The following is a 25,237-nucleotide window of genomic DNA, read 5'->3' on the forward strand; positions in this document are numbered from 1 at the left end:
ACAATTAATCATCTGATTTAGCTTTTTTTAGTTATCTTTATTATAAACAAACTAAACTTACATTATGAAAAAAACTACTTTATTGCTTTTCTTTATAATCTTTTCATTTGTTCCAATTGCATTGTCACAAACTGTAATATATACTGAAGATTTTGAAGGAACTGATTTTAATGGTTATGCTATAGGTAATGCAGATACAGGAACTGACTATCCTTCTCAAACATTTGTTGTTTCTGGTCCAGATCGAATTAGCAGAGGAACTGTTGGTAGCTTCACTTTTGATGGTAGTATTACTGGTAATGCTACTAATTTTATAGGAGGAGAAGATATCAACTTTACTACTGACGGAGGATTTTATAATGGTCATTCATATATTGAATTAGATCCTATTGACATTACAAGTAAATCAAACCTATCAATAGATATAGACGTTGCGTTTCCTAATACATCTCCCACTAGGTATGAAATTAATGATTTTTTTATTGTTGATTACAAAATTGACGGAGGTAGTTATACAACTGTCCTTGCTTTTTATGGAGATGGTGATACCCCTACCCCTACCTTAGGGCTAAGAAGGGATGACAATTTAAATGGTATCTTGGAAGGTGGTGAAACCAGTAATGTAAATACTGCTATGACAACTTTTAGCTTAAATTTAGATGCAATAACTGGTAGCGCAGTAAGTGGAAATTCAATTGAAATCAGAGTTCGTTTTAAAATGCCAGACTCTCAAGAAGAATTTGCTTTTGATAATATCATTTTAAAAGGTTCAATTGGAAATACAACTCCTGTTATAGGAGGAACTTCAGCGGGTCAAACTGTAAACGATAACAGTACAATTGCCCCTTTTTCGAATATTACAACTATAGATGCTGATGGAGACAATTTATCTGCAACTATTACTTTAGATGATAATGTAAAAGGTTTATTATCAGGTACAGGTCTTTCTGGCTCTGGCCCATATACTATAACTAGTACCACCCCAGCTGATTTACAAACAAAATTAAGAGCTTTATCTTACAATCCAACTGATAACAGAACAACTACTACCGAGACTACTACTTTTACAGTAGTTATAAATGATGGTACAGATACTGACACAGATAATACAACTACCGTTATTTCAAGTGCAATTTCACCCACCGTGACAAGTGTTAACGTACCTACCAATGCTACTTACATTACTGGTCAAAATTTAAATTTTACAGTTAATTTTAATGAAAACATAACAATAAACACTACAGGAGGAATTCCTCAAGTAGCCATTACTGTTGGCTCTACTGTACGTCAAGCAACATACATTAGTGGTAGTGGAACAAACGCTCTAGTTTTTAGACATACAGTTCTCGCAGGTGAGTTAGACTCTGATGGTATAGCTGTTGGGACATTAACTGCTAACGGAAGCACTTTAAAAGATTCTGGAGGTAAAGATGCTAACCTAACATTAAATAGTGTGGGGACAACTACTAATATATTAGTAGACGCTGTTGCTCCAACCGTAACGAGTGTTAATGTGCCAGCAAATTCAACTTATATTTCAGGACAAAACTTAGATTTTACAGTTAACTTTAATGAAAACACAATAGTAAACACAGCTGGAGGAACTCCTCAAATAGCCATAACTATTGGAGCTACTACACGTCAAGCTACTTACCAAAATGGTAGCGGAACAAGTGCCTTACTGTTTAGATATACAGTACAAGCAGGTGATTTAGACACTGACGGTATCGCCATTGGTGCATTAGCTGTAAATGGTGGTACTTTAAAAGATGCTGTTAATAATGATGCTAACTTAACATTAAATAGCATTGGAGTAACAACTGCTGTATTAGTCGATGCGGTCGCTCCTGCTGTAACAAGTGTTAATGTGCCTGCAAATGCTACTTATATTGTAGGTCAAAACTTAGATTTCACCGTTAACTTTAATGAAAATGTAATCGTAAACACTACAGGGGGAACTTCTCAAATAGCTATCACTATTGGAGCTACCACACGTCAAGCAACTTACCTAAGTGGCAGTGGAACGAGCTCCTTACTTTTTAGGTATACAATACAAGCAGGTGACTTAGATACTGACGGTATAACTATTGGTACATTAACCGCAAATGGAGGTACTTTAAAAGATGCTGCTTCTAATGATGCTAACCTAACATTAAACAGTGTAGGAACCACAACTGGTGTATTGGTAGATGCAGTTGTACCAACAGTAACAAGTGTTAACGTTCCTGCTAATGAAACGTATTTAACTGGGCAAAACCTAGACTTCACCGTTAATTTTGATGAAAATGTCTCCGTAAATACAGCAGGAGGCACTCCTCAAATAGCTATTACTATAGGTGCTACTATCCGACAAGCGACTTACCAAAGTGGAAGCGGAACGAATGCCTTACTATTTAGATATACAGTACAAGCAGGTGATTTAGACACTGACGGTATTACTATTGGTACATTAGCTGCTAATGGTGGTACTTTAAAAGATGCTGCTTCTAATGATGTTAACCTAACATTAAACAGTGTGGGGAGTACAACTGCTGTTTTGGTAGGTTTACAAACCATTACTTGGACAGGGACTACAAATAACGACTGGAATACTGCTTCAAACTGGGATCTTAATGTCATTCCATCAACAAATACAGATATTGTTATTCCTTCTGGACTAACAAACTACCCTACTGCTTCATCAGCAGTTACATTTAATTCGTTAACTATTCATAACGGAGCTTCTTTTATACCACAAAGTACTGTTACTGGTACTGTAACTTATAAAAGAAGTTTACCAACTACAAACTGGTACTTAGTATCACCTCCTGTTGTTGGAGAAACGGTTCAAGATATTATTGCCAACCACACCTTAGCTTCTGGAACGGGTGGTAACTTAGGACTGGCTCCTTATAGTAATATTACAGGACCTGCATGGTTATATATACAAAGTAGTAGTACGGGAACAGTGACTAGTGGAACAGGTGTTTCTATTAAATTAGCTTCCCCTGGAGATGTTTCAGTTACTGGAACAATAAACACTTCTAACGTTAGTAAAGGAATCACAACAGGTAGTAGAACAAACTATAACCTTATAGGGAACCCATATACATCTTATATTAATTCTGCTAGTTTTACAGCTGCAAATACTGCTATACTTACAGATGAAGTTATTTGGCTATGGGATGGTACACAATACATCACCAAAAATGCAATAGATGATATAGAAATTGCTCCAGGTCAGGCTTTCTTTGTTGAAGCAGCTGCAAATGGAAATATTACGTTTTCTTCTGCCAATCAAAGTCATCAAAACACTGATACTTTTATGAGGCAAGAACCTATTCCTTCTCTTGAATTATCAGTTAATAACAAAGAAGTCAAAAGGTCTGCAAAAGTATTTTACGCATCTAGTAAAACCACTGGATACGATAAAGGTTACGACTCAAAAATGTTTGGAGAAGACTCTTCTGATTTAGCCGTATTTACAGAACTACTTACTAACAATCAAGGTAAAAATTTAGCTATCCAAACATTACCAAACACCGATCATGAAAACATGATTATTCCAGTAGGTATTAAAGGGAAAGCAGGTAAAGAAATAACTTTTTCGGTTACTTCTAAAAACCTACCAGCTAATCTTAAAATATACTTAGAAGATAGAACAAATAGAGTTTTCACCAATTTATCAGAAGAGACCTATACCATTACTCTTGCGAATGACACAAACGGTATTGGTCAATTCTATTTACATACTAGCTCTAAAAAACTTGAAACACCTCCTATTAATCCTTCATTAGATAATATTAGTATATATAGTTCTTCTAATAATGAAGTTACCATTGTAGGATTACAAACTAAAGCCAATGTAACAGTTTATTCAATTTTAGGGAAAGAAATTTTAAATAAAAACATAACCTCTAACGGAGTAAGCAAAATAAGCCTTTCTGAGGTATCTAGTGGTGTGTATATTGTAAAATTAAACACTGACTTAGGAGAAATCACTAAAAAAATAATCTTAAAATAAGTAAGCTATAAAAATCGAGCAATTATGAAGAAAAACATAAAAAAGACTGATACAGACTCTAAAAATATCACTCGTAAAGAAGCCTTAAAAAAAATTGGTGGTTATAGTAAATATGCTGCTTTAACGGCTTTAGGAACTTACATGATTTTAAATCCTCAAAAAGCACAAGCACAAAGTCCAGAAGCACCAGGAGGTGGCTTTTAAAAACCTTAAAATATTTTTTCAAAAAACCTCGATAAAATTATCGAGGTTTTCTATTTTTAGTCAATCATGATAAATAAAATAATTAAACGAAACATAGATAATAAAAGTATTGTTTGGTTTCAAGATAATAATGAATATCTTGTTGTAGCCCCTCTTGTGACTGAAATACTTTCTCTTTTAAACCAAAACGTTGATAAGCAAGAGATAACTACCCAGATTACTAAGCAAATTAATATTACGTATAAAGAAGCATTCAGTTTAGTTATAGATATTGAGGCTTTACTTATCTCTTCAAAAGAAACTAACAGTAAAAGCAAACTTCTTACTGTAATTAAACCAACATCTTTTGCTTCAATAAAATATTATAAAATCAAGGATATAATTTTAGAAGTAAAATATGCTTCTGACATAGAAATTTCTCTAATTCATCCAAAATTTGCTCATTTAGAAACTGAAGAAACCAAAAATATCAATCATAAGTTTGAAGTCTTTAGTAATGATAATGCTATTTCTTTTTCTGTAGATGATATTATTATCGATACTTGGAGTCTAAAAGAAATACATTATTTTCAAGGGAAATTTTCTATGGAATTAGTGCAAAAAATCCATCAAAAAGACGAAAATCAGTGGATGGGTGTTTTTCATGCTTCAGCAGTTAGCAATGGTACCAATACTATTTTGTGTTTAGGAGATTCTGGAAACGGGAAAAGTACTTCGCTAGCGTTGTTACAAGCTAGCGATTTTACTTGTTTAGCCGATGATTTTGTTCCTATTGACACCTCTTTAAATGTACACAGCTTCCCTTCTGCAATCTCTATTAAAAAAAATAGCTTAGAAACTTTACTTCCGTTATATCCTGAACTAAAAATGTCTGCTGAATATCATTTTAAAAGATTGAATAAAGTTGTTCGATACTTACCTACTAACAATCATAATTATTCTTTAAAATGTCCTTGTAAAGCTTTGATTTTTATCAAATATCAAGAAAACAGCGATTTAATTATTAACAAAATTTCAAATATTACAGCTTTTGAACAGTTAGTTCCTGACTCTTGGTTGTCTCCATTACCACAAAACGTAAAAATTTTTCTAAACTGGTTTGAAAAACTACCTTGTTACCAATTGACCTATTCAGACAACAAAAAAATGATTTCTACAGTTTCAAAAATATTCACTGATGAGCTATAAAGAAACCTTATTTTTTGTGGCTAAGTGCTTAACCATTACTCATGAAAAAGTTAATTATAAATTAGTTAAAGAAAAAATAGAAGCCGATTTAGTAGATTGGGATGCTGTTGTTAAAGTGAGTACAGCTCACTATGTTTTTCCTGCGTTATACTGCAACTTAAAACGTGCTCATTTTTTACATTATCTTCCTACTAACTTAGTTGAATACATGCAACATATTACTAATCTCAATAGAGACCGTAATCGGAAAATTATTGAGCAAGCTATAGAAATTAACGAACTTTTGCTCTCAAACAGCATCACTCCTATTTTTTTAAAAGGAACAGGAAACTTGTTAGAAGGATTGTATGAAGATATTGCTGAACGTATGGTAGGAGATATTGATTTTTTGGTCAAGCCTGAACTGTTTAACCTTACTGTTAATATCCTCAAAAAAAACGGATACCACAAAAAAACTCCCGACTATTTAGATAATACAGTCTTAAATAGACACTATCCAAAAATAACTAAAAAAGGGAAAATTGCTGCAATTGAAGTTCACTATAAAATGATTTCTAATGAAAAAGGATTTGACTTTAATTTTATAAAAAAAAGTGTAACTAAACTGGTTAATAACGCCACGGTTCTTTCCTATAATAATCAAGTTCTCTTAACTTGCTTTAATAAACAAATTAACGATAAAGGTCAATGGACTAAAACTATATCTCTAAGAAATTCATATGATCTTTATTTATTATCTAAACAAACTTCTGTTAAAACAACTTTAAGTAATTTTGACCATTCAGAGTCCAATAGTTTAAAAAACTTTCTTTCAGTTACTAATTACATATTTAACTCTCCTCAATCACTAGAATATACCAAAACACATAAGACTAAAAAGTATATCAAAAAAGTACTTTTCTTTATGAATAACCCTAAAAAAAGTGCTGCTAACAAAAAAAAGTGGGAATTATACTTTTTATACAAACACCGCTTCTCAGTTATTCTAAAGTCTTTTTATGTAAAAGAATACAGAAAATATCTATTTGATAGATTTTTTAATCAACCAAAGCTTTAACCTCATCAAAATCTAAACCTCCGTAGTTTCCAGAACTCATTAATAACAAGGCCGTATTTTCAAGGTTTTCATTGAATAAGAACTCTTTAAATTCTTCTGGTTTTGTATAAATTATCAAATCATCTCGTTCAAAAGCTTTGGCAATTTGCGCTTCAGAAACTTCTTCTAACTGTTTAATTTTTACTGCATGGGGAGAATAAAAAACTACTGCTTTATCAGCTTTATCTAGAGCTCCTTTGTATTCTGATAAAAACTCAGCATTCAAACTGGAATAAGTATGCAACTCTAAACATGCTAACAAAGTTCTATTTGAATATTGATTTTTAACCGCTCTTGTAGTAGCTTCTACTTTTGATGGTGAATGGGCAAAATCTTTAAACACAACAATTGAAGGGTTTTCAGCAATTTTTTCTAAACGCTTGCTTGCCCCTTTAAAACTAGCTATTGCTTCATAAAACTCATCCTCATCAATTCCCATGTGTTGGCAAATCCATTTTGATCCTGCTAAGTTTTTCAAATTATGCTCTCCAAAAATTTCCAAAGGTAAATCACCTTCTGATGTTTCTAAATAAGTGATTCCCTTATCAATAAAATAATCAGGAGTCTTATATGGATACTTTTTTATTGGGTGATTAGAGTTTTCAACAACCTCTTTTAACACCTCATCTTCTTCATTATATACCATTATTCCACCATTCGTCAACGAATCAGTAAAGGTTGAAAACTGTTCAACATAATTTTCAAACGTTGGGAATACATTAATATGATCCCAAGCAATCCCGCTTAACAATGCAATATTTGGTTTGTATAAATGAAACTTCGGGCGCATATCTATAGGAGAACTCAAATACTCATCTCCTTCCAAAACAATAAACTCGTTTTCTTCGGTTAAATGCACCATAGTATCAAAACCTTCTAACTGTGCACCTACCATATAATCCACTTCCCTATCATGATAATTCAACACATGTAAAATCATAGAAGTAATCGTTGTTTTTCCATGAGAACCACCTATAACCACACGAGTTTTATCTTTAGATTGCTCATGTAAAAATTCTGGATATGAATAAATTTTCACTCCAAGTTCTTGCGCTTTTAATAACTCTGGGTTATCTTTTTTTGCATGCATTCCTAAAATTACAGCATCTAAATTAGCGGTTATTCTCTCTGGAAACCAACCAAACTCACTAGGTAACAAACCTTTATTTGCTAAACGTGTTTTTGATGGATCGTGAATTGTATCATCACTCCCTGTTATTTGGTATCCTTTTTGTTGTAATGCGATTGCTAGGTTATGCATTGCGCTACCTCCAATAGCTATAAAGTGAATTTTCATAGTACTGTTATCTGTGATATAAGCGTCAAAAATACAAAACCAAGCGAGAATTTTAAGTATCTTTAAATCGAAACTCATTAAATAGCTATGTTAACTCACTCAAATAGTATCTTTACAAACTTTTACTTGTAAAAAACTACTGTTTTTAAGTGTTTTGTTCATATAAATTTATGATTATCATCAAAAAATATAGATCAATGAAAAGAATAACCCCTGTTTTACTAATGATTTTATTTTCAACCTTAGCACACGCCCAAGAAAACTATACCACCCTTTGGCAAAAGGTGCACAAGTTTGAAGCTGAAAACCTACCAAAATCTGCTTTAAAAATAGTAAACACTATTTACGATAAAGCTGAAAAAAGTAACAATGCTCCTCAAATTATAAAATCGTTGTTTTATAAAAGTAAGTATGCTCTAACTTTAGAAGAAAATGCGCAATTAAAGATTATTGATGAGTTTAAACAACAAATTAATCAACATAATTTTCCGACAAAAAATGTGCTAGAAAATGTATTAGCTAACTTATACTGGCAATATTTTAATCGAAACAAATGGAAATTTTACAATCGTACCCAAACACAAGAAAAAGTAGATGGAAATGATTTTAGAACATGGGACTTAAATACGTTGTTTGCTGAAATTCATTGTCACTATCAAAATTCTTTAGAAAATGAATCTGCACTACAAAAAACAGACATTTATACTTTTAAAGATATTATTCAAGCGGAAAAAGACTCTAAAAAATACCGCCCTACCCTATTTGACTTTTTAGCTCATAATGCCTTAGAGTTTTATAAAACCACAGAAACTAACATCACAAAACCTACTTATCAATTTAAAATTGATAACGCTTTATACTTAGGTGAAGTTGATAGGTTTTCTGCTTTAAACCTTACTACAAAAGATGATTTATCATTACAGTTTAATGCCTTAAAAATCTATCAAAAATTAATAACCTTTCATTTAAAAAACAAGAATTTTAATGCGCTTGTAGATGCCGATATTCAACGATTACAGTTTGTTAAGCAGCATATAACTTTAAATAACAAACAAAAGTTATTGTTACAAACACTAAAAACATCAGTTAATAATTACAAGAACAATGAAGTTTCTGGATTGTATAGTTATGAAATAGCTAGAGTTTATAATCAACAAGCTGGATCTTTTAAGACTAACAAAAACAAAGAGTTTCGTTTTAAAAATAGAGAAGCACTTGCTATCTGTAAAAAGGTTATTGAGCAGTTTCCTAAAAGCTTAGCTGCTGAAAAATGTGAAACTTTACAACAACAAATTACAGCTACATCACTCAGTATTCTTTCTGAAAAATTTGTACCAATCCAATCTCACTCTAGATTACTAGTTACTTACAATAATATTGACAAGCTGTACTTCTCTGCTTATAAAATTGATTATAAACAATTAGAAAAGCTTCAAAAAATTCACAAAGAAGAAGAACGTTTTAACTTTATAAAAAAGCTTGCAAAAACTATTTCATGGAATAGTAACTTACGTAACGAAAAAGATTATTTGTCACATACAACTGAGGTAGTAGTTCCCGAATTAACTCAAGGAAATTATTTAATTGTAGCACACCAAAACGCTACTTTCAACTCTGAAGACTTATATGCTACTGCTCATTTACAAGCAACCGATTTAGTTTTAGTAGAAAATAATAATGATGGTGTAAAAACGTACCAAGTTGTTGATAGAAACAATGGAAAACCAATTAAAAATGCTGAATTATTATTACAAAACAAACAGCGTAGATATGGAAAAACAATTCATAAAAAACTAACAACTGATAAAAACGGATTTGCTTCTTTTAAAAGTGATGCTAGTTATGGTAATGTGTACGTTACTGTAACTCACAAAAACGATTCAGCAGTTTTTGGTAACTATTACCTGAATAAATACCAAAAACAAGCCTCTCCAACTGCAAATGATAGTTATACCTCTATAAAGCCTTTTATTTTTACAGATAGAAGCATTTATCGACCAGGGCAAACCGTATACTTTAAAACTATTTTTGTTCAAGAAAAAGAGAACAAATCAACACCTTTTACTAGTGAATTTGTACAAGTAACATTAAATAATGTTAACGGTGAAGCAGTAAAAACACTAGAACTTAAGCTAAACGAATACGGATCTGCTTCAGGAGAAATTATACTCCCAAATACAGGGTTAACTGGTGAGTATTGGTTTTCTATTGATAAGAGTGAAAAACAAGAAAGCAGGTTTTATAAAACTATAGATTTTGATTTTGAGAGAGAAGATTATATCACTCGTATTTCAGTTGAGGAATATAAACGTCCTAAATTTAAAACAGAATTTAAACCTGTAACAAAAACCTATAAGTTACATGACAGTATTACAGTAAACGGATTTGCAAAAGCTTTTGCTGGTTCAAATATTACAGATGCTAAGGTGGTGTATAGCGTACATCGTAAAGTACAATATCCTATTTGGTGGTACTGGCGTAAACCTCAGTTTACTTCAGAAGCACAAGAAATTACACACGGTGAATTAACAACTGATGCACAAGGTAACTTTTCAATTACTTTCAAAGCTTTACCCGATGAAAGTGTGAACAAAGAAAACTTACCTGTTTTTGAATATGAAATCACAGCTGATGTTACCGATGTTAATGGAGAAACTCGCTCAGCAACCACTATTGTAAAAGTTGGGTATCATGCATTACTTGCTACAGTACAAACTCCTTCAACAATACATAAATCAGACAAGGAAACAAAAATTGAAATATCAAGTAAAAACTTAAACGGTGAGCTTGTTCCTGCCAAAGGAAGCATTAAAATATACAAATTACAAGCACCTAAAAACCCGTTACGTAAAAGACCTTGGGATACTCCAGATTATCAAGACATTTCAGAAAGTGAGTTTAGAAACTTATTTCCTCATGAAGCTTACACTTCGGAAGAGCAAAACCCTCAAAATTGGAAAAAAGGAAAATTAGTATTTGAGCAAAACTTCAATACAGATGAATCTAAAGAAATTATACTTAATAACTATAAAAAATGGGCTTCTGGTAAATACATAACCGTATTAAGTTCTAAAGATAAATTTGGACAAAATGTTACAGACAAAGCTCTCTTTACAATAATTGATAACAAAGAAAAAAGTGTAACCGACAATCAGTTATTCACGTATAACACAAATAAAACAACTTACAAACCAAATGACATTGCTGAGTTACAAATTGGTTCTGCTTCAAAAGATGTTACGGTTATAGTTCAAATAGAAAAGAATCATACCATCGTAAACACAGAGCTTATTCTTTTAAACGATAAAGTTAAAACGATAAAAGTTCCTGTTACTAAACGAGATATTGGTGGATTTGTTGTCAAATATTACTTCGTAAATTACAATAGTTTCATAAGTGGAATAATTCCTATTTCGGTTCCAAATGAACAAGATAGCATTACTATAGAAACCAATACGTTTAGAGACAAACTACAACCTGGAACTCAAGAAACATGGAGTTTTACCATTAAAAACGATAAAAACAACAAAGTAGCAGCAGAGATGCTTGCAAGTATGTACGATGCTTCTTTAGATGAATTTAAACCACATAATTGGAGCTTTAACCCTATCTCTACCTCTACATATTACTCTTATAGTGGTAACGCAAATGCTTATCAGAGTTTTGGTAATGAACGATTCAGAGTTTTTAATAATAACTATCTTTCATCCTTTAAAACTCAACGATATGACCAATTAAACTGGTTTGGTTTTTACTTCGGAATGAATAGAAATATTCGTTTAAGAGGCTTAGCTATGAACGCTAAAATGCAACCTTCTCCAGAAGTAGAAATGATTGTTGAAGAGAAAGAACTTTTAGATACTCAAGAAGCTGATTTGGCAAATGATTCAGTTATGACGGGATACGCTAAAAAAGAATCTAAACAAGAAAACGTTTCTTTAGATGGGGTCCAAATTCGTAAAAACCTTCAAGAAACTGCTTTTTTCTATCCTCATTTACAAACCGATAAAGATGGAAATGTTACTTTTAGTTTTACAACCCCTGAAGCTTTAACACGATGGAAGTTGCAGTTATTAGCACACACAAAAGAATTGCAATCGGCGACCAAAACATTAACTACTGTTACTCAAAAAGAATTAATGGTAATGCCTAATGCTCCAAGATTTTTAAGAGAAGGAGATCAAATTACATTCAGCTCTAAAATTGCTAATATCTCTGATAAAAACTTAGAAGGTACAGCGCAACTTGTATTAACTGATGCTATTACAGGAAAAGAAATCAATCTGTTAAGTAATTCTTCTAAAAACCAGTCTTTCAGTGTTGATGCTAACGGAAACACTCAGGTTTCTTGGAACTTATCAATTCCTGATACTTATCAAGCAATTCAATATAAAATAATTGCCAAGGCAGGAGATTTTTCTGATGGAGAACAAAATGTATTGCCAGTATTATCTAACAGAATGTTGGTTACTGAAACCTTACCTATGTGGGTTCGTTCAAATCAAACTAAAACATTTACGCTAGATAAGCTACAAAATCAGACTTCGACTACGCTCAGTCACCATAAATTAACATTAGAAGTAACTTCAAATCCTGTATGGTACGCAGTACAAGCTTTACCGTATTTAATGGAGTATCCGTACGAATGTAGTGAGCAGACTTTTGCTCGTTATTATGCGAATACTTTGGCGAGTCATATTGCAAATTCAAACCCAAGAATTCAAGAAGTCTTTAATGCTTGGAAATCTTCAGATGCTTTATTGAGCAACTTAGAAAAAAATCAAGAATTAAAATCGTTGATTATTCAAGAAACTCCTTGGTTACGCGACGCACAATCAGAAACCGAACAAAAGAAGCGTATTGCTTTGTTGTTTGATTTAAACAAAATGAACAACGAGCAACAAAACGCTATTAATAAACTACTGCAAATGCAGTTAAGCAATGGAGGTTTCCCTTGGTTTAAAGGGAATGATAATCCTAATATTTATATCACGAATCATATTGCTACTGGTTTTGGACATTTACAAAAATTAGGTATTGATAATAAAGACGATTCTTTACAGAAAATGCTTGTAGATGCTATCCACTTTTTAGATGCTGAAATTGAACATACGTACAAGAAGTTATTAGAAAGTGCTGAACGTATTAAAGCTGAAAAAGGGCAAAAAGAATACACTAAGTATTTGGAAAAAAACCACCTAAACTACTTTATCATTCAGTATTTATACATGCGTTCTTTTTATAAAGATATCAATGTTAATAGTACAAGTAAAACCGCTATTGAATACTACAAAAATCAAACAGCAACTTACTGGAAAGAGTTTAGTTTATACGGAAAAGGGCAAATTGCCCTAATACAGTTTAGAAATGGTAATACATCAATTGCTAATAAAATTTTAAAATCTTTAAGAGAGAACAGTATTACTTCTGATGAGTTGGGAATGTATTGGAAAGAAAATCAACCAAGTTGGTACTGGCATCAAGCACCTATTGAAACACAGTCGTTGTTAATTGAAGCTTTTTCAGAAATTGAAGATGACACTCAAACTATTGACAACCTAAAAATATGGTTACTAAAAAATAAACAAACCAATCGTTGGAAAACTACCAAAGCAACTACTGAAGCTGTATATGCATTATTATTACGAGGTAGTGATTGGATTTCGGTAACTGATATGGTGAATGTAACAATTGGAGAGAAAACAATCAATCCTTCTAAATTAGAAGATACAAAAATTGAGGCAGGTACCGGTTATTTTAAAACCTCTTGGAATGGTTCTGAAATTACTCCTAATATGAGTACGGTGAGTATTACTAAAAAAGGAAAAGGTATTGCTTGGGGTGGATTGTATTGGCAATATTTTGAAGATTTAGATAAAATCACTTCAGCAAAAACTCCACTACAGTTAAAGAAAAAACTATTTAAAAAAGTAAATACTTATATGGGTAAACAACTTCAAGAAGTTACAAAAAACACACAATTAAATGTAGGAGATTTAATGACTGTTAGAATTGAACTTCGCTCTGATAGAAATATGGAATTTGTACACATGAAAGACATGAGAGCAAGCGGAGTTGAACCGATTAACGTATTATCACAATACAAATGGCAAGATGGTTTAGGGTATTATGAAAGTACAAAAGATGCTGCAACAAATTTCTTTTTCGATCGTTTACCTAAAGGGGTATATGTATTTGAGTATGATGTACGTGTAAATAATTCAGGAAACTTTAGTAATGGAATCACAACTATTCAAAGTATGTATTCTCCCGAGTTTAGTAGTCATTCAAAAGGAGAAAGACTACTAATTAAGTAAAATAATTTATCTTAGCATTCACAAAACACTAAATTAAAAATTATGAAGAAATTCTTTTTATTCATCGGTTTTTTAACCATTTCATTTTTCACTGCAAATGCACAAGAAATTTCTGACAACGCTATTGGTCTTCGTTTAGGAGATAATGATGGTTTTGGAGCTGAAATTTCTTACCAACGTAGATTAAGCGATAACAATCGTTTAGAACTTGATTTAGGTTTAAGAAATGGTAGTGGCTATGATGGATTTAAAGCTACTGCTTTATACCAATGGGTATGGCAATTAGAAAATCGTTTTAACTGGTTCGCTGGTGCTGGTGGTGGTTTAGGTCACTGGAATGCAAAGAATGTAAATGTGTCAGAAACATACGTTTTTGTTTCTGGTGTAATTGGAATCGAATATAGTTTTGATATCCCTTTAATGATTTCTTTAGATTACAGACCTGACATAGGATTCGGTGATTACTATAAAGACTTTAACTCTGACTTCGGTTTAGGTATCCGTTACCAGTTCTAAAAAAGATAACAATAAAATTTATAAAAACCTCTAAAGTAACTTTAGAGGTTTTTTTATTGTAACCCCTCTGAGTTAAACACTTATTACCAATGTTTTCACAAAGTAACTTTTACATTAAATAAAAAACACATAAATATTATAAAAACATTAACCTATTAACACTTTGTAAACTTTATATATAAGTTTTAATAATTGTTTACTAACAAATTTGAAATCTAGTTGCTAGTTATCATAAATAATTTCGCCATGGATAATTTCACTAAAGATTTCAAAATGAAAAAATTAATACTAATTACGCTTTGCTTTATAAGTATTTTAGGATATTCACAAAGCAAATCGGGGTTAAAAGGAAGAGTTTTAGACGAAACAAATCAACCTTTACCTGGAGCTACAATAAGCATTCCTTCTTTACAAGTTGGATTTTCCACCGACTTTAATGGAAACTACGAACTTTTAAATATTCCTATAGGAAATTACGAAGTTCAAATATCTTTCTTAGGCTATCAAACCTTAACAGAAACCATTACACTTACAAACAATATCCAATCTAAAAACTTTTCCTTACTACCTAAAATAGATAGATTGGATGAAGTTGTTATTAAAGGAAGTATTGGTAAAGGACAGGCAAAAGCCTTAAATCAACAAAAAAACAAAGAGAATATAACCAATATTATTTCTGCTGACCAAGTAGGAAAGTTTCCTGATGCCAATATTGGTGATGCCTTAAAACGTGTTCCGGGTATTTCTATGCAAAACGACCAAGGAGAAGCTAGAGATATCGTTATTCGCGGATTAGCACCCCAATTAAACTCGGTAACTTTAAATGGTGACAGAATTCCGTCTGCCGAAGGAGATAACCGTAGAGTTCAAATGGATTTAATTCCTTCAGACATGATTCAAACCATTGAGGTTAACAAAGCTGTTACACCAGATATGGAAGGAGACGCTATTGGTGGCTCTGTTAATTTAGTTACACGTTCTGCTCCTACCACTTTTAGAGCTTTCGTTGCTGGTTCTTACGGACAAAACCCTGTAAGAAATACGCCTAACTATAATGTTTCTGCATTAGTTGCCAATAGAGCTTTTAAAAACGAACTAGGCTATGTAATCAATGCTTCATACAACTCTAACGATTATGGTTCAGATAATGTTGAGTTTGAATGGGAAAAAGAAAATAACAAAACATACATTGGTGAACACGATATTAGACGTTACGATGTAAAAAGAAATAGAATGAGTGTTTCCGCCAACTTAGACTGGACACCTGACAACAACAATACGCTTTTCTTTAAGTCTATGTACAATCAGAGAAACGACTATGAAAACCGTTATAGAGTACGTTTTAGAAAAATAGATGAACCAGATGCTACAGGAGTATCAAAAGCTGAAGTACGTCGTCAAACTAAAGGAGGTATCAACAATGATACAAACGACAACACACGTTTAGAGCGTCAGAGTACTTACAATATATCTGTAGGTGGAGAACACATTATTTTTGGAAACATTAAATTGAACTGGAAAACGGGAACAGCCAAAGCAAAAGAAGAACGTCCAGACGAACGTTATATCAGTTTTGAAAACGATGACATTGAAGTTATGCAAGACTTCTCACGAACAAACTTCCCTGTATTACGACCAACAAATAACGATTTTAACGATCCTTCAACTTTTGAATACAATGAAATAACACAACAGCAGGGATTTACACAAGAGCGTAAAATTAGTTCTAATGTTGATGTTTTAATTCCTATTAATACTACAGGAGCTTACAAAAACTCATTAAAGTTTGGGTTTAAGCACAAGTACAAAGAAAAAGTAAGAGATAATAGCTTTTATGAGTATGATTTAGAAAATCAATTTCTAACCATGAATACCACTACTACTAAAGACTATACTATTAATGGTTATTTAGCAGGCGATGATTATAAATCAGGGCTTTTTGTTTCAAAAGAATTTTTAGGAAGTTTAAACTTAAAAGGAGGTGAACTTGTATTAGATGAATTTGTTCCTGAAAACTACGATGCTAATGAAAACATTTATGCTGCATACGGAATGTTACAACAAAACTTAGGTAACAACTTTTCTTTTATAGTTGGTGTAAGAGTTGAAAAAACAACAACTGACTACAATGGTTTTGCTATTGATGTTGAAACTGCTGATGATTTAAGCGACGTAACTAAAACATCAGGAACTAGAAACTACACAAACTGGCTACCTAACTTACAAGCTAAATACAACCTTGATAAAAACACCATTGTTAGAGCAGCTTGGACAAATACTATTGCAAGACCGAACTATTTTGATTTGGTTCCTTATAGGAATATTAATAGTGATGATATTGAAGCTGAGTATGGAAATCCTAATTTAGATCCTACTGAAGCAATGAACTTTGACTTAATGTTTGAACACTATTTTAGTAATGTAGGTATTATATCAGCAGGAGTTTTTTATAAAGATTTAGATCAATTTATTTACAATTCAGTTACTGAAGAACCAATTACCATTGGAGGTGTAACAGAAACCTACGATGTAACAAGACCTTTTAACGGAGGTACTGCTGAAATTTATGGTTTTGAAGTGGCTTTACAACGTAAATTAAACTTCTTACCTGGCTTCTTAAGAAACTTAACTGTGTATGGTAACTATACCTATACAGACTCTAAAACAGATGGTATTGCTGATAGAGAAGATGGCTTGCCTTTGGCTGGTGCTGTTAAAAACATGTTTAACGGATCGTTGGCCTATGAAAGTTCTAAACTATCCATTAGAGCCTCTTTAAACTTTGCTGATGATTATATTTTTGAATACGGTGGCGATGCTTTTACGGATGTATTTTATGACGAACAATTGTTTGTAGACCTAAATGCTTCTTACCGTATTACTAAAAACTTACAAATCTTTGCTGAAGCAAAAAACTTAACTAATCAAGAATTACGTTTTTACCAAGAAACTAAACACCAAACAATGCAAGCCGAGTTTTATAACTATAACTGGAACGCCGGTTTAAAATACAATTTTTAAGAATGAATAATGTATACAAAATAACACTTACTTGCCTTATTTTAAGCGCTTGTAAAGTTGAAAAAATAGTACATCAAAACCCACAAGCTAAACCAGTAGTAGCTTTAACTGCTGATGCTGAAACAGCACCTGTTACTTCTTTTGACGATGCTGCTGATGATCCGTGTGTGTGGATAAATCCCGCTGATGTAACAACATCAACCATAATTGGCACAAACAAAAAAGAAGGTTTAGAAGTTTATAATTTAGAAGGAGAACGTTTGTATTCTTATAAAATAGGACGTGTAAACAATGTTGATATTCGTGATGGATTCTTATTAAACGGAAAAGAAGTTTCAGTAGTTACCGCTAGTAATAGAACCTATAATACTATTTCTGTATTGATTGTAAAACCTACAGGTGAATTAGAAGATGCTGCTGCAAGAAAAATAACTTCTAACTTAAAAGAGGTTTATGGTTTAGGAATGTATAAAAGCCCTAAAACTAACAAATTTTATGTTTTTATGGTTGGTAAAAAAGGCGGTGTTGAGCAATGGGAGTTGTTTGAAAGCAACACTCAAATTGATGCTAAGTTAGTCCGTGAATTTTCATTAGGAAGTCAAGGAGAAGGTATTGTTGCCGATGATGTACACGCCAAGGTATATATTGGAGAAGAGAACAAAGCTTTGTGGAAGTACGATGCAGAACCCAATGCTTTAAACAACCGTGTAAAGGTTATCAGCACCAAAGATTTGAATATGAAAGATGATTTTGAAGGTGTTACCTTATACGATGCTGGAAATGGAAAAGGATATATTATTTTATCCTCACAAGGAAATAACAGTTATGCTGTTTTTGATAGAATTAGCAATCAATACCTAGGTAGTTTCTCATTAAAAGACGGTGCTATTGACGGTACCTACGATACGGACGGAATTGATGTAACTTCTGTTAATTTTGGCTCAAAATACCCTAAAGGATTCTTTATTGCGCAAGATGGTGCTAATACCCAAGGTAAAGACAGTTTACATCAAAATTTTAAAATCATTGACTGGCAAAAAATTTCTAAAAATCTACATTTAGATTAGTCAAATTAGTGTATTTGTTGTGTAATTTGAAAAGCCTTTTGGTAAAACCAAGAGGCTTTTTTAACGCTAATAAAATTAGCTTAAAACATAGTCTTTAAAAAACACCTTGATGTTTTGATGAAAAGACCTTGACGTTTTTACAAAAACGTCAAGGTCTTTTTTGTAAGTCTTCTTAGTGTTTTGTTTTTATAGATTGTTAAGTGCTAGAAAAGTATCTTTTATTTTGGCGGATAATTATTAATCACCTTACCAATTACTTTTTGAAAATGTAATTTCTTTTGTTCTGGTGTTGCTTTTTCTCTTACTTCACTAGTAGCAATTCCTTGCCATATTAACTGGTTGTCTTTACTTTCTACAAAATCAATGGTTAATTGCTGATTTATTTTTCTACTTTCAATAGGGATACCTCCTGAAATTCCAAATCCAACATTTCTTCCTCCACTTCCTAAGCCAACACCTATTGTATTTCTATTAACAGACTCTCGTTCTTCAGATAAAATATTGATATACATATCTGGTTTTTCAGCCAACTGCATCCCTTTGGCTTGCAAAACAGCCGTTATTTCATAAGTGACTCTTTTTACATCCAACTCATTTAAACCTTTGCCAGCATCTTCAAAAAAATTAAAGGTTTTATACTGACTAAAATCTGTTTGGCTATCGTAGTCATATACTACTTTAGAAGAGGAACAACCAATAATAACTAACAGAAAAAAATATTTGTAATACTTCATATATAAATTCTTTACATTGTACTTAATCAAAAACTATACCTTATAAAAATACAAAAAGCCTCGTTTACACGAGACTTTTTCTAAGGTTAGTTAATTGATTTTTATTGAACTGCCTTTAAAGCATCAATATTTCCATATCCAAACTCTGAATGTTTGTTCGGATAAAAATCAGCGGATTCTTTCATTTTTTGTAAAACTTGTTCTCTTGACCAACTTGGATGCTTTGCCCATACTAACGCTGCAATACCAGCAGTAGTTGCTGTTGCTACAGATGAACCTCCTACATAATTTGCTTGTCCATCGTAATAACTTAATACAGGAGTTTTGTTATCTGTACCATTAGTACGTTGCATTTGTACCGTAAAATCAATTTGTGATCCTGTATGACATACATCACACTTACTATATTGTCCTTCTTTAACACCAGTTACCGCAACAGTTTCAGACATACTTGCTGGAAAAATTACTCCATACCAAGTAGTAAACGAAGTAGAAGTTCCTCCAGCAGCTAAAATCATCTTTCCTTTGCTGTGTGCATACTTAACTGCATCCGATACATTACCAATACTAAACGGAGAACCTAACGACATAGAAATAACTTTTACATCACTTCTATTTGCCAACGCTGTTAATGCTTCAACAACTCCTCTTTTTTCATGATAATCATCAATTACCACATTTTCAACAGCTCTATACGTTACCAAGTTTGCATTGTAAGCAACCCCTACAGGTAAATTATCATTATTTCTTGGTGCGGTTGCTACTGCTGCCATTTTCGTTCCATGACCACACTTATCATTTACGCCATCATAATTATTTGACCACGCCCACCAAGAATCTACAAAGGTTCCATATTTCTGAACTGTTCTTCCTGATGAATATCCATCATTAAAATATTGGTTCATCCATTTTTGTTCTGGTGACAAACCAGAATCAACTACAGCTACTGTTACTCCCGAACCTGTACTATAATTCCAAGCTTGTGAAATATTGTGCGCATCAAAAGACCATGGTAATTTAGCCCCTGGTGCTACTGTTCTATAATCATTGGTGCTTAAAGTAGCCGTACCATAGCCACATCCTGAAGAACCTGATGAACTTGACTTAGCTTGTGCAGTAGACTCTAAAAAACTATATCCTCCCGGTTCAATATAACGAACTCTACTATCTTTTAATAAGACATTTATTGTTTCCTTGTTGGTAACTTTAATATCTAATACATTAATATTTTCATTTACATACAGCTCTGTTTCTCCCTTAGCAGAAGTTGTTTCAAAACTTTTTACTAAAGTTATTAGCTCGTCTTTTATATTAGTACTTTCTTCACTCCTAGCATAATTATTTTTTGAAGTACCGTAGCCTATAGTCAAGATATTTTCTCCATGATTCACTGCACTCCATATAGTATGAGCATCTTGTGACATCCATTTAAAATCTCCTGTTTTTTGTAAAGATTCCTTGATTTTTGAGTTAATTTCTTTTTTGGTAAAAAAACCTTGATCTTGCTTTGTATCTAATGTTTCATCGTTATTAGAACATGAGATCATAGTTAAAACAACTGTTAGACTTAAAAGTATTTTTTTCATTTCTGAAGGGATTTAAATTAAACTTTTCGAATATAGTAAAATTTTAATACAATTTTAACACTTTAATCAATTTAACCCATACATAATTAACACTTTATTAAAGCCAAACATACAATTCCAATAAAAAAAGGAGCCTATAGCTCCTTCTTTACATTAAGTTTTCAAAACGTTTACTCCATCTTTACTCTAGTGGGTGTATCTTTTCCTTCAATAATACTTTGAGTTCCTCTAGCAACCGCTTTTACGGTTTCTGTTAATACAGTCATATTTAAGGTTTCAGCTTCATCTGTTACCTTATGATAGTCTGCATCGATATCAATCGGAGTCGTTGAAAATGTATGAGACGGCACACCTAAACGTGCTAAAGAAGCATTATCCGATCTTAAGAACAATTGAAATTTCGGGTATGGATCTGGAAACAACTTATATCCTGATCCTTCCAAATTCTTCTGAATTATTTTACCAAAATCCGATTTATCAAAACCAGTTAACCATGCCGTTTTTGGTCCTGTTTTAGGTTGTTTTCCTATCAACTCTAAATTAATTCCAGCTACAAACTTACTCGCATCAATTCCTTTACCAAAGTATTCAGAACCTACCAATCCCATTTCTTCAGCAGTAAAACATACAAACAAAATACTACGCTCATTATTTCCCTTTTTAGCATAATATTCAGCTAAAGATAATACACCGGTAACACCAGAAGCATCATCATTTGCTCCGTTAAAAATTCTATCCCCTTCTCCATCTTTCTTTACACCTAAATGATCGTGATGAGCTGATACAATAACAAATTCATCTTTTTTAGACTTTCCTTCTAACAAGCCTATAATGTTACTCATCTTAATTCCTTTATATTCAAAGTTTTGACGATAGGTAGTTAATGTATCAAAAGTCTTTAAACCAATTCTTTTGTATTCATTCTCTATATACTGAGTTGCTTTTTCCATTCCCTCTGTGCCTGGTTTTCTACCCTCCATTTCGTCTGAAGCAAGTGTATATAAGTGTTTTCTTACCAAAACAGAGTCAATTAACTCTTCTTTACTTTCTTTTTTCTGAGTTACTTCAACAGTATTCATAGCAACCTCGTTACTAGTATTTTTAGTTTGCTTACACGACAGTAAAACTGATACACTTACAAATGCTAATGGATATAAAACTTTTTTCATTCTTTATTTATTTAAAAGCCTAAATATAGCCAATTTAATTTCTTAATTTTGTTTAAAACTTTTTAAGGATGACTTTAACTGATATTCCAAATATAAAACATATTGATTCAAACAATTTTTTCTTGCTTGCTGGCCCTTGTGCTATTGAAAGTGAAGATATGGCGATGCGAATTGCTGAGAGAGCAATTACCATTACTGATAAATTAGCAATTCCTTATGTATTTAAAGGAAGTTTTAAAAAAGCGAATCGTAGTAGAATTGATAGTTTTACAGGAATTGGTGATGAAAAAGCATTAAAAATTTTACGTAAAGTTTCTGAAACTTTTAATGTTCCTACTGTAACCGATATTCATGAAGTTTCTGATGCTGAAAAAGCAGCTCAATATGTAGATGTATTACAAATTCCTGCTTTCTTAGTTCGTCAAACCGATTTAGTAGTTGCTGCTGCAAAAACTGGTAAAGTTGTGAATTTGAAAAAAGGACAATTTATGAGTCCTGAAGCCATGCAACATGCAGTAAAAAAAGTTCATGATGCAGGAAATAAAAAAGCGTGGATAACTGACAGAGGAACGATGTTCGGATACCAAGATATGATTGTTGATTTCCGCGGAATTCCTACCATGCGTCAATACGCTCCTACTGTATTAGATGTTACCCATTCGTTACAACAACCAAACCAATCAAGCGGTGTTACAGGTGGACGTCCTGATATGATTGAAACTATTGCTCGTGCTGGTGTTGTTAATAATGTTGATGGATTGTTTATTGAAACTCATTTTGACCCTGCCAATGCTAAAAGTGATGGTGCTAATATGTTACATCTTGATTATTTAGAGGGTTTATTAACCAACTTGGTTACCATTAGAAAAACTATTAATAATTTATAGGCACAGTTTTTGTTTCATACAATCGTTTTTAGTTTATATATGAAACAACTTCTTTTTTTATTCTTTCTAGCTACTACTATCGTAAGTGCACAAGACTTTTCTTTAATTGAAGAGAAAGTAAATAGCTACCCGAAATTTAGTAAAGTAGAAAATCTAGCTCAGCAAATAGCAAGCGATTTTAAAACTAAAGAACAGCAAGTACAAGCTGCCTTTTATTGGCTTGCTCATAACATACAGTATGATTTAGATGCATATTATCATCCTAAAAACAAAAGAATTTCTTTTAGATACAGGAATGAGCAAGAAAAATTAGAAAAACTACAGGCAATAAAAGACGGTATTGTCAATGAAACTTTATTAACTCGAAAAGCTGTTTGTGAAGGATATGCGCAAACTTTCGCCAAAATTTGCACAATGCTCCAAGTTGAAAATGAAGTTATAAAAGGCTATATTAGAAATTCTTCAAACGATATAGCTAACCCTAAAACCAACTCAAATCATGCTTGGAACGCTGTTAAACTGAATGACAAATGGGTTTATGTTGATGTTACCTGGGCTGCGGGTGTTGTAAATAACAACAGATGGCAACCTTTATTTAATGCTTATTACTACAACATTCCTGAAGAAAAATACTTTAAAACACATTTTCCTGAAAAAAAACTTTGGCAATTAAGAGTTGGTAGAATGGATAAAAAAGATTTTTATAACCAACCAATTTATGATGCTGCTTTCTTAAAATCAGATTTAGAGTTAATAACTCCTTCCAAAGGAATATTAGATAGAAACTCTACTATTGAGTTAAAAATTCAAAATTTACGTCCTAATCAATCAGTTTTCTTAGGCTATAGTGGATACCGATATACTGTAAAACCAGATAAAGTGTCAACAAAAAATAATATTACTACAATCACGACAACTCCTCTTGAAAAAAGTAAACAACTATTTTTGATTATTGACAAAGAAGTTATGCTTGAGTTTTTGATTCGATAATTATTTTTATCTTTATTGTTCTATCAATAATAAATTAGTCTATGAAAAACATCTTATCCATTCTCATTATTTTTCTCTTCTTTAGTAAAATCTCATTTTCTCAGGACTTAACAAAGGTCGATAAAATTATGTATTCTTATAATGGCATAAATTCCATTAAAGAACTGTCTGAAAGAATAGATTACGATTTTAAAACTGAAATAGAAAAAGTAAGAGCTATTTATACATGGATTGCTCTAAACATTGAGTATGATTATTTCCCCTCTAAACTATTAAAATCTCCTGAATTTTTTATCTATAACAATGATGGTGATTTTAAAAGAATAAAACAGAGAAAAATAAAGCAGGCAGCACAAAAAACATTCGAAACAAAAAAAGGTGTTTGCATAGGTTTTGCTTATCTCTTCCATAACATTTGTAACCTAATTAATATTAAAAGTGAATTAATTTATGGTTATACAAAAACTTCTGCTGACAGAATTGGGATAATTCCTGAAGAAAAAAATCATGTATGGAATGCCATTAAAATAAATAATAAATGGATGTTAATAGATGTTACTTTTGGATCAGGATACTTATATAAAAATGTCTGGCAAAGACAACTTAACTTAGAGTATTTTGATACAAAAAAGAGTAAGCTTAAACTAACTCATTTTCCAGCCGATATTAAGTGGCGAAAATTTTTAAACCAAAAACCTTTAAAGGAATTCTGTTACGCTCCTCTATACAAAAAAGGTTTTCTAAAAAATAAATTAGAAATTTTGACCCCTAAATCAGGTAAAATTATCACAAGTAAAAACGACAGAATCCATATAAAACTAAAGAAGACTGACAAAGTAAAAGATGTAAAATATTTATTTTCTAGCAACTACAAAATACATAATGCACAAATTATTAATAAAGAAACTTCCTCTTCTATTTACCTTAAGCCTCCCAAAAAAAACACAATTCTACATATATATTTGAATAATGAATTATCTTTAGAGTATAAAATTAAAGTTAATTAACCTGTTGTGCATTATGGTTTAAAATAAAAAAAGTTGTTCATCTTACTGATAATCAGTAAATTATTTTAACTACAAAACATTAACAATGAACAACTTAAATGCAAATTACGAAAGAATATTGAAAGTGTTACAAAAAATATCAAAACACCAGCTTT

15 protein-coding genes are annotated in these 25,237 nt (G+C 31.9%); 11 read left to right on the top strand and 4 right to left on the bottom strand.

The genetic code is table 11. From position 1 onward, the window contains the following. Positions 1–64: 64 nt before the first annotated feature. The 4 genes from Q4517_RS04825 (at position 65) to Q4517_RS04840 (ending at position 6,452) form a co-directional block, all read left to right on the top strand. Positions 65–4,003 (top strand): T9SS type A sorting domain-containing protein, encoded by a 3,939-nt coding sequence (locus tag Q4517_RS04825; RefSeq protein ID WP_303506814.1) that lies wholly within the window; start codon positions 65–67, stop codon positions 4,001–4,003. A 24-nt stretch (positions 4,004–4,027) separates the two neighbouring features. Beyond that, the gene (locus Q4517_RS04830) at positions 4,028–4,207 is read left to right on the top strand and encodes a hypothetical protein (RefSeq protein WP_303506816.1); all 180 of its coding nucleotides are present in this window, start codon (positions 4,028–4,030) and stop codon (positions 4,205–4,207) included. A 66-nt stretch (positions 4,208–4,273) separates the two neighbouring features. Then, positions 4,274–5,395 (top strand): hypothetical protein, encoded by a 1,122-nt coding sequence (locus Q4517_RS04835; RefSeq protein WP_303506818.1) that lies wholly within the window; start codon positions 4,274–4,276, stop codon positions 5,393–5,395. After that, on the top strand, positions 5,385–6,452 hold the full coding sequence (locus Q4517_RS04840; RefSeq protein WP_303506820.1) for a nucleotidyltransferase family protein: 1,068 nt from the start codon (positions 5,385–5,387) through the stop codon (positions 6,450–6,452). The genes Q4517_RS04835 and Q4517_RS04840 overlap by 11 nt, the downstream gene beginning before the upstream one ends. On the opposite strand, the gene murC is transcribed toward Q4517_RS04840, so the two are convergent. Continuing rightward, positions 6,433–7,788, bottom strand: a complete 1,356-nt coding sequence (murC, locus tag Q4517_RS04845) for a UDP-N-acetylmuramate--L-alanine ligase (protein ID WP_303506876.1) — start codon at positions 7,786–7,788, stop codon at positions 6,433–6,435. The genes Q4517_RS04840 and murC overlap by 20 nt on opposite strands. A 197-nt stretch (positions 7,789–7,985) precedes the next feature. Here murC and Q4517_RS04850 point away from each other — a divergent pair, with 197 nt between their 5' ends. From Q4517_RS04850 to Q4517_RS04865, 4 genes are all read left to right on the top strand, one after another. Further along, a complete protein-coding gene (locus Q4517_RS04850) occupies positions 7,986–14,105 on the top strand; it encodes an alpha-2-macroglobulin (protein WP_303506822.1) in 6,120 nt (2,039 codons plus the stop codon). A 42-nt stretch (positions 14,106–14,147) separates the two neighbouring features. Then, entirely contained in the window at positions 14,148–14,621 is a 474-nt protein-coding gene (locus tag Q4517_RS04855; protein WP_303506823.1) for a hypothetical protein, read from the top strand. A 273-nt stretch (positions 14,622–14,894) separates the two neighbouring features. Next, positions 14,895–17,642 (top strand): TonB-dependent receptor, encoded by a 2,748-nt coding sequence (locus Q4517_RS04860; RefSeq protein ID WP_303506825.1) that lies wholly within the window; start codon positions 14,895–14,897, stop codon positions 17,640–17,642. A 2-nt stretch (positions 17,643–17,644) separates the two neighbouring features. Further along, entirely contained in the window at positions 17,645–18,709 is a 1,065-nt protein-coding gene (locus Q4517_RS04865; RefSeq protein ID WP_303506827.1) for a phytase, read from the top strand. A gap of 218 nt (positions 18,710–18,927) precedes the next feature. On the opposite strand, the gene Q4517_RS04870 is transcribed toward Q4517_RS04865, so the two are convergent. The 3 genes from Q4517_RS04870 to Q4517_RS04880 all read right to left on the bottom strand — a co-directional run bounded on the left by Q4517_RS04870 (position 18,928) and on the right by Q4517_RS04880 (position 22,198). Continuing rightward, positions 18,928–19,443 carry a DUF4136 domain-containing protein gene (locus Q4517_RS04870; RefSeq protein WP_303506829.1) on the bottom strand — a complete coding sequence of 172 codons (516 nt, stop codon included), beginning with the start codon at positions 19,441–19,443 and terminating at the stop codon, positions 18,928–18,930. Positions 19,444–19,544: 101 nt separating this feature from the next. After that, positions 19,545–21,029, bottom strand: a complete 1,485-nt coding sequence (locus tag Q4517_RS04875; RefSeq protein ID WP_303506831.1) for a S8 family serine peptidase — start codon at positions 21,027–21,029, stop codon at positions 19,545–19,547. A gap of 170 nt (positions 21,030–21,199) precedes the next feature. Continuing rightward, on the bottom strand, positions 21,200–22,198 hold the full coding sequence (locus Q4517_RS04880) for a M28 family peptidase (protein ID WP_303506833.1): 999 nt from the start codon (positions 22,196–22,198) through the stop codon (positions 21,200–21,202). Between the two features lie 68 nt (positions 22,199–22,266). Here Q4517_RS04880 and kdsA point away from each other — a divergent pair, with 68 nt between their 5' ends. From kdsA to Q4517_RS04895, 3 genes are read left to right on the top strand one after another with little or no spacing between them, the layout of a single operon-like run. Further along, on the top strand, positions 22,267–23,085 hold the full coding sequence (gene kdsA / locus Q4517_RS04885; RefSeq protein ID WP_303506835.1) for a 3-deoxy-8-phosphooctulonate synthase: 819 nt from the start codon (positions 22,267–22,269) through the stop codon (positions 23,083–23,085). Positions 23,086–23,124: 39 nt separating this feature from the next. Next, positions 23,125–24,075, top strand: a complete 951-nt coding sequence (locus Q4517_RS04890; protein WP_303506837.1) for a transglutaminase domain-containing protein — start codon at positions 23,125–23,127, stop codon at positions 24,073–24,075. Positions 24,076–24,116: 41 nt separating this feature from the next. Then, complete coding sequence (locus Q4517_RS04895) at positions 24,117–25,082, top strand: transglutaminase domain-containing protein (RefSeq protein ID WP_303506839.1); 966 nt, start codon at positions 24,117–24,119, stop codon at positions 25,080–25,082. The last annotated feature ends 155 nt before the right edge of the window (positions 25,083–25,237 follow it).

Source organism: Tenacibaculum sp. 1_MG-2023 (genome assembly GCF_030547425.1).
In the GTDB taxonomy this organism is placed as follows: domain Bacteria; phylum Bacteroidota; class Bacteroidia; order Flavobacteriales; family Flavobacteriaceae; genus Polaribacter.

Coding starts and splice junctions, on each gene's coding strand:
- Q4517_RS04830 (WP_303506816.1), top strand. CDS start 4,028: ATGAAGAAAAACATAAAAAAGACTGATACAGACTCTAAAAATATCACT.
- Q4517_RS04860 (WP_303506825.1), top strand. CDS start 14,895: ATGAAAAAATTAATACTAATTACGCTTTGCTTTATAAGTATTTTAGGA.
- kdsA (WP_303506835.1), top strand. CDS start 22,267: ATGACTTTAACTGATATTCCAAATATAAAACATATTGATTCAAACAAT.
- Q4517_RS04875 (WP_303506831.1), bottom strand. CDS start 21,029: ATGAAAAAAATACTTTTAAGTCTAACAGTTGTTTTAACTATGATCTCA.
- Q4517_RS04855 (WP_303506823.1), top strand. CDS start 14,148: ATGAAGAAATTCTTTTTATTCATCGGTTTTTTAACCATTTCATTTTTC.
- Q4517_RS04825 (WP_303506814.1), top strand. CDS start 65: ATGAAAAAAACTACTTTATTGCTTTTCTTTATAATCTTTTCATTTGTT.
- Q4517_RS04880 (WP_303506833.1), bottom strand. CDS start 22,198: ATGAAAAAAGTTTTATATCCATTAGCATTTGTAAGTGTATCAGTTTTA.
- murC (WP_303506876.1), bottom strand. CDS start 7,788: ATGAAAATTCACTTTATAGCTATTGGAGGTAGCGCAATGCATAACCTA.
- Q4517_RS04835 (WP_303506818.1), top strand. CDS start 4,274: ATGATAAATAAAATAATTAAACGAAACATAGATAATAAAAGTATTGTT.
- Q4517_RS04865 (WP_303506827.1), top strand. CDS start 17,645: ATGAATAATGTATACAAAATAACACTTACTTGCCTTATTTTAAGCGCT.
- Q4517_RS04870 (WP_303506829.1), bottom strand. CDS start 19,443: ATGAAGTATTACAAATATTTTTTTCTGTTAGTTATTATTGGTTGTTCC.
- Q4517_RS04890 (WP_303506837.1), top strand. CDS start 23,125: ATGAAACAACTTCTTTTTTTATTCTTTCTAGCTACTACTATCGTAAGT.
- Q4517_RS04895 (WP_303506839.1), top strand. CDS start 24,117: ATGAAAAACATCTTATCCATTCTCATTATTTTTCTCTTCTTTAGTAAA.
- Q4517_RS04850 (WP_303506822.1), top strand. CDS start 7,986: ATGAAAAGAATAACCCCTGTTTTACTAATGATTTTATTTTCAACCTTA.
- Q4517_RS04840 (WP_303506820.1), top strand. CDS start 5,385: ATGAGCTATAAAGAAACCTTATTTTTTGTGGCTAAGTGCTTAACCATT.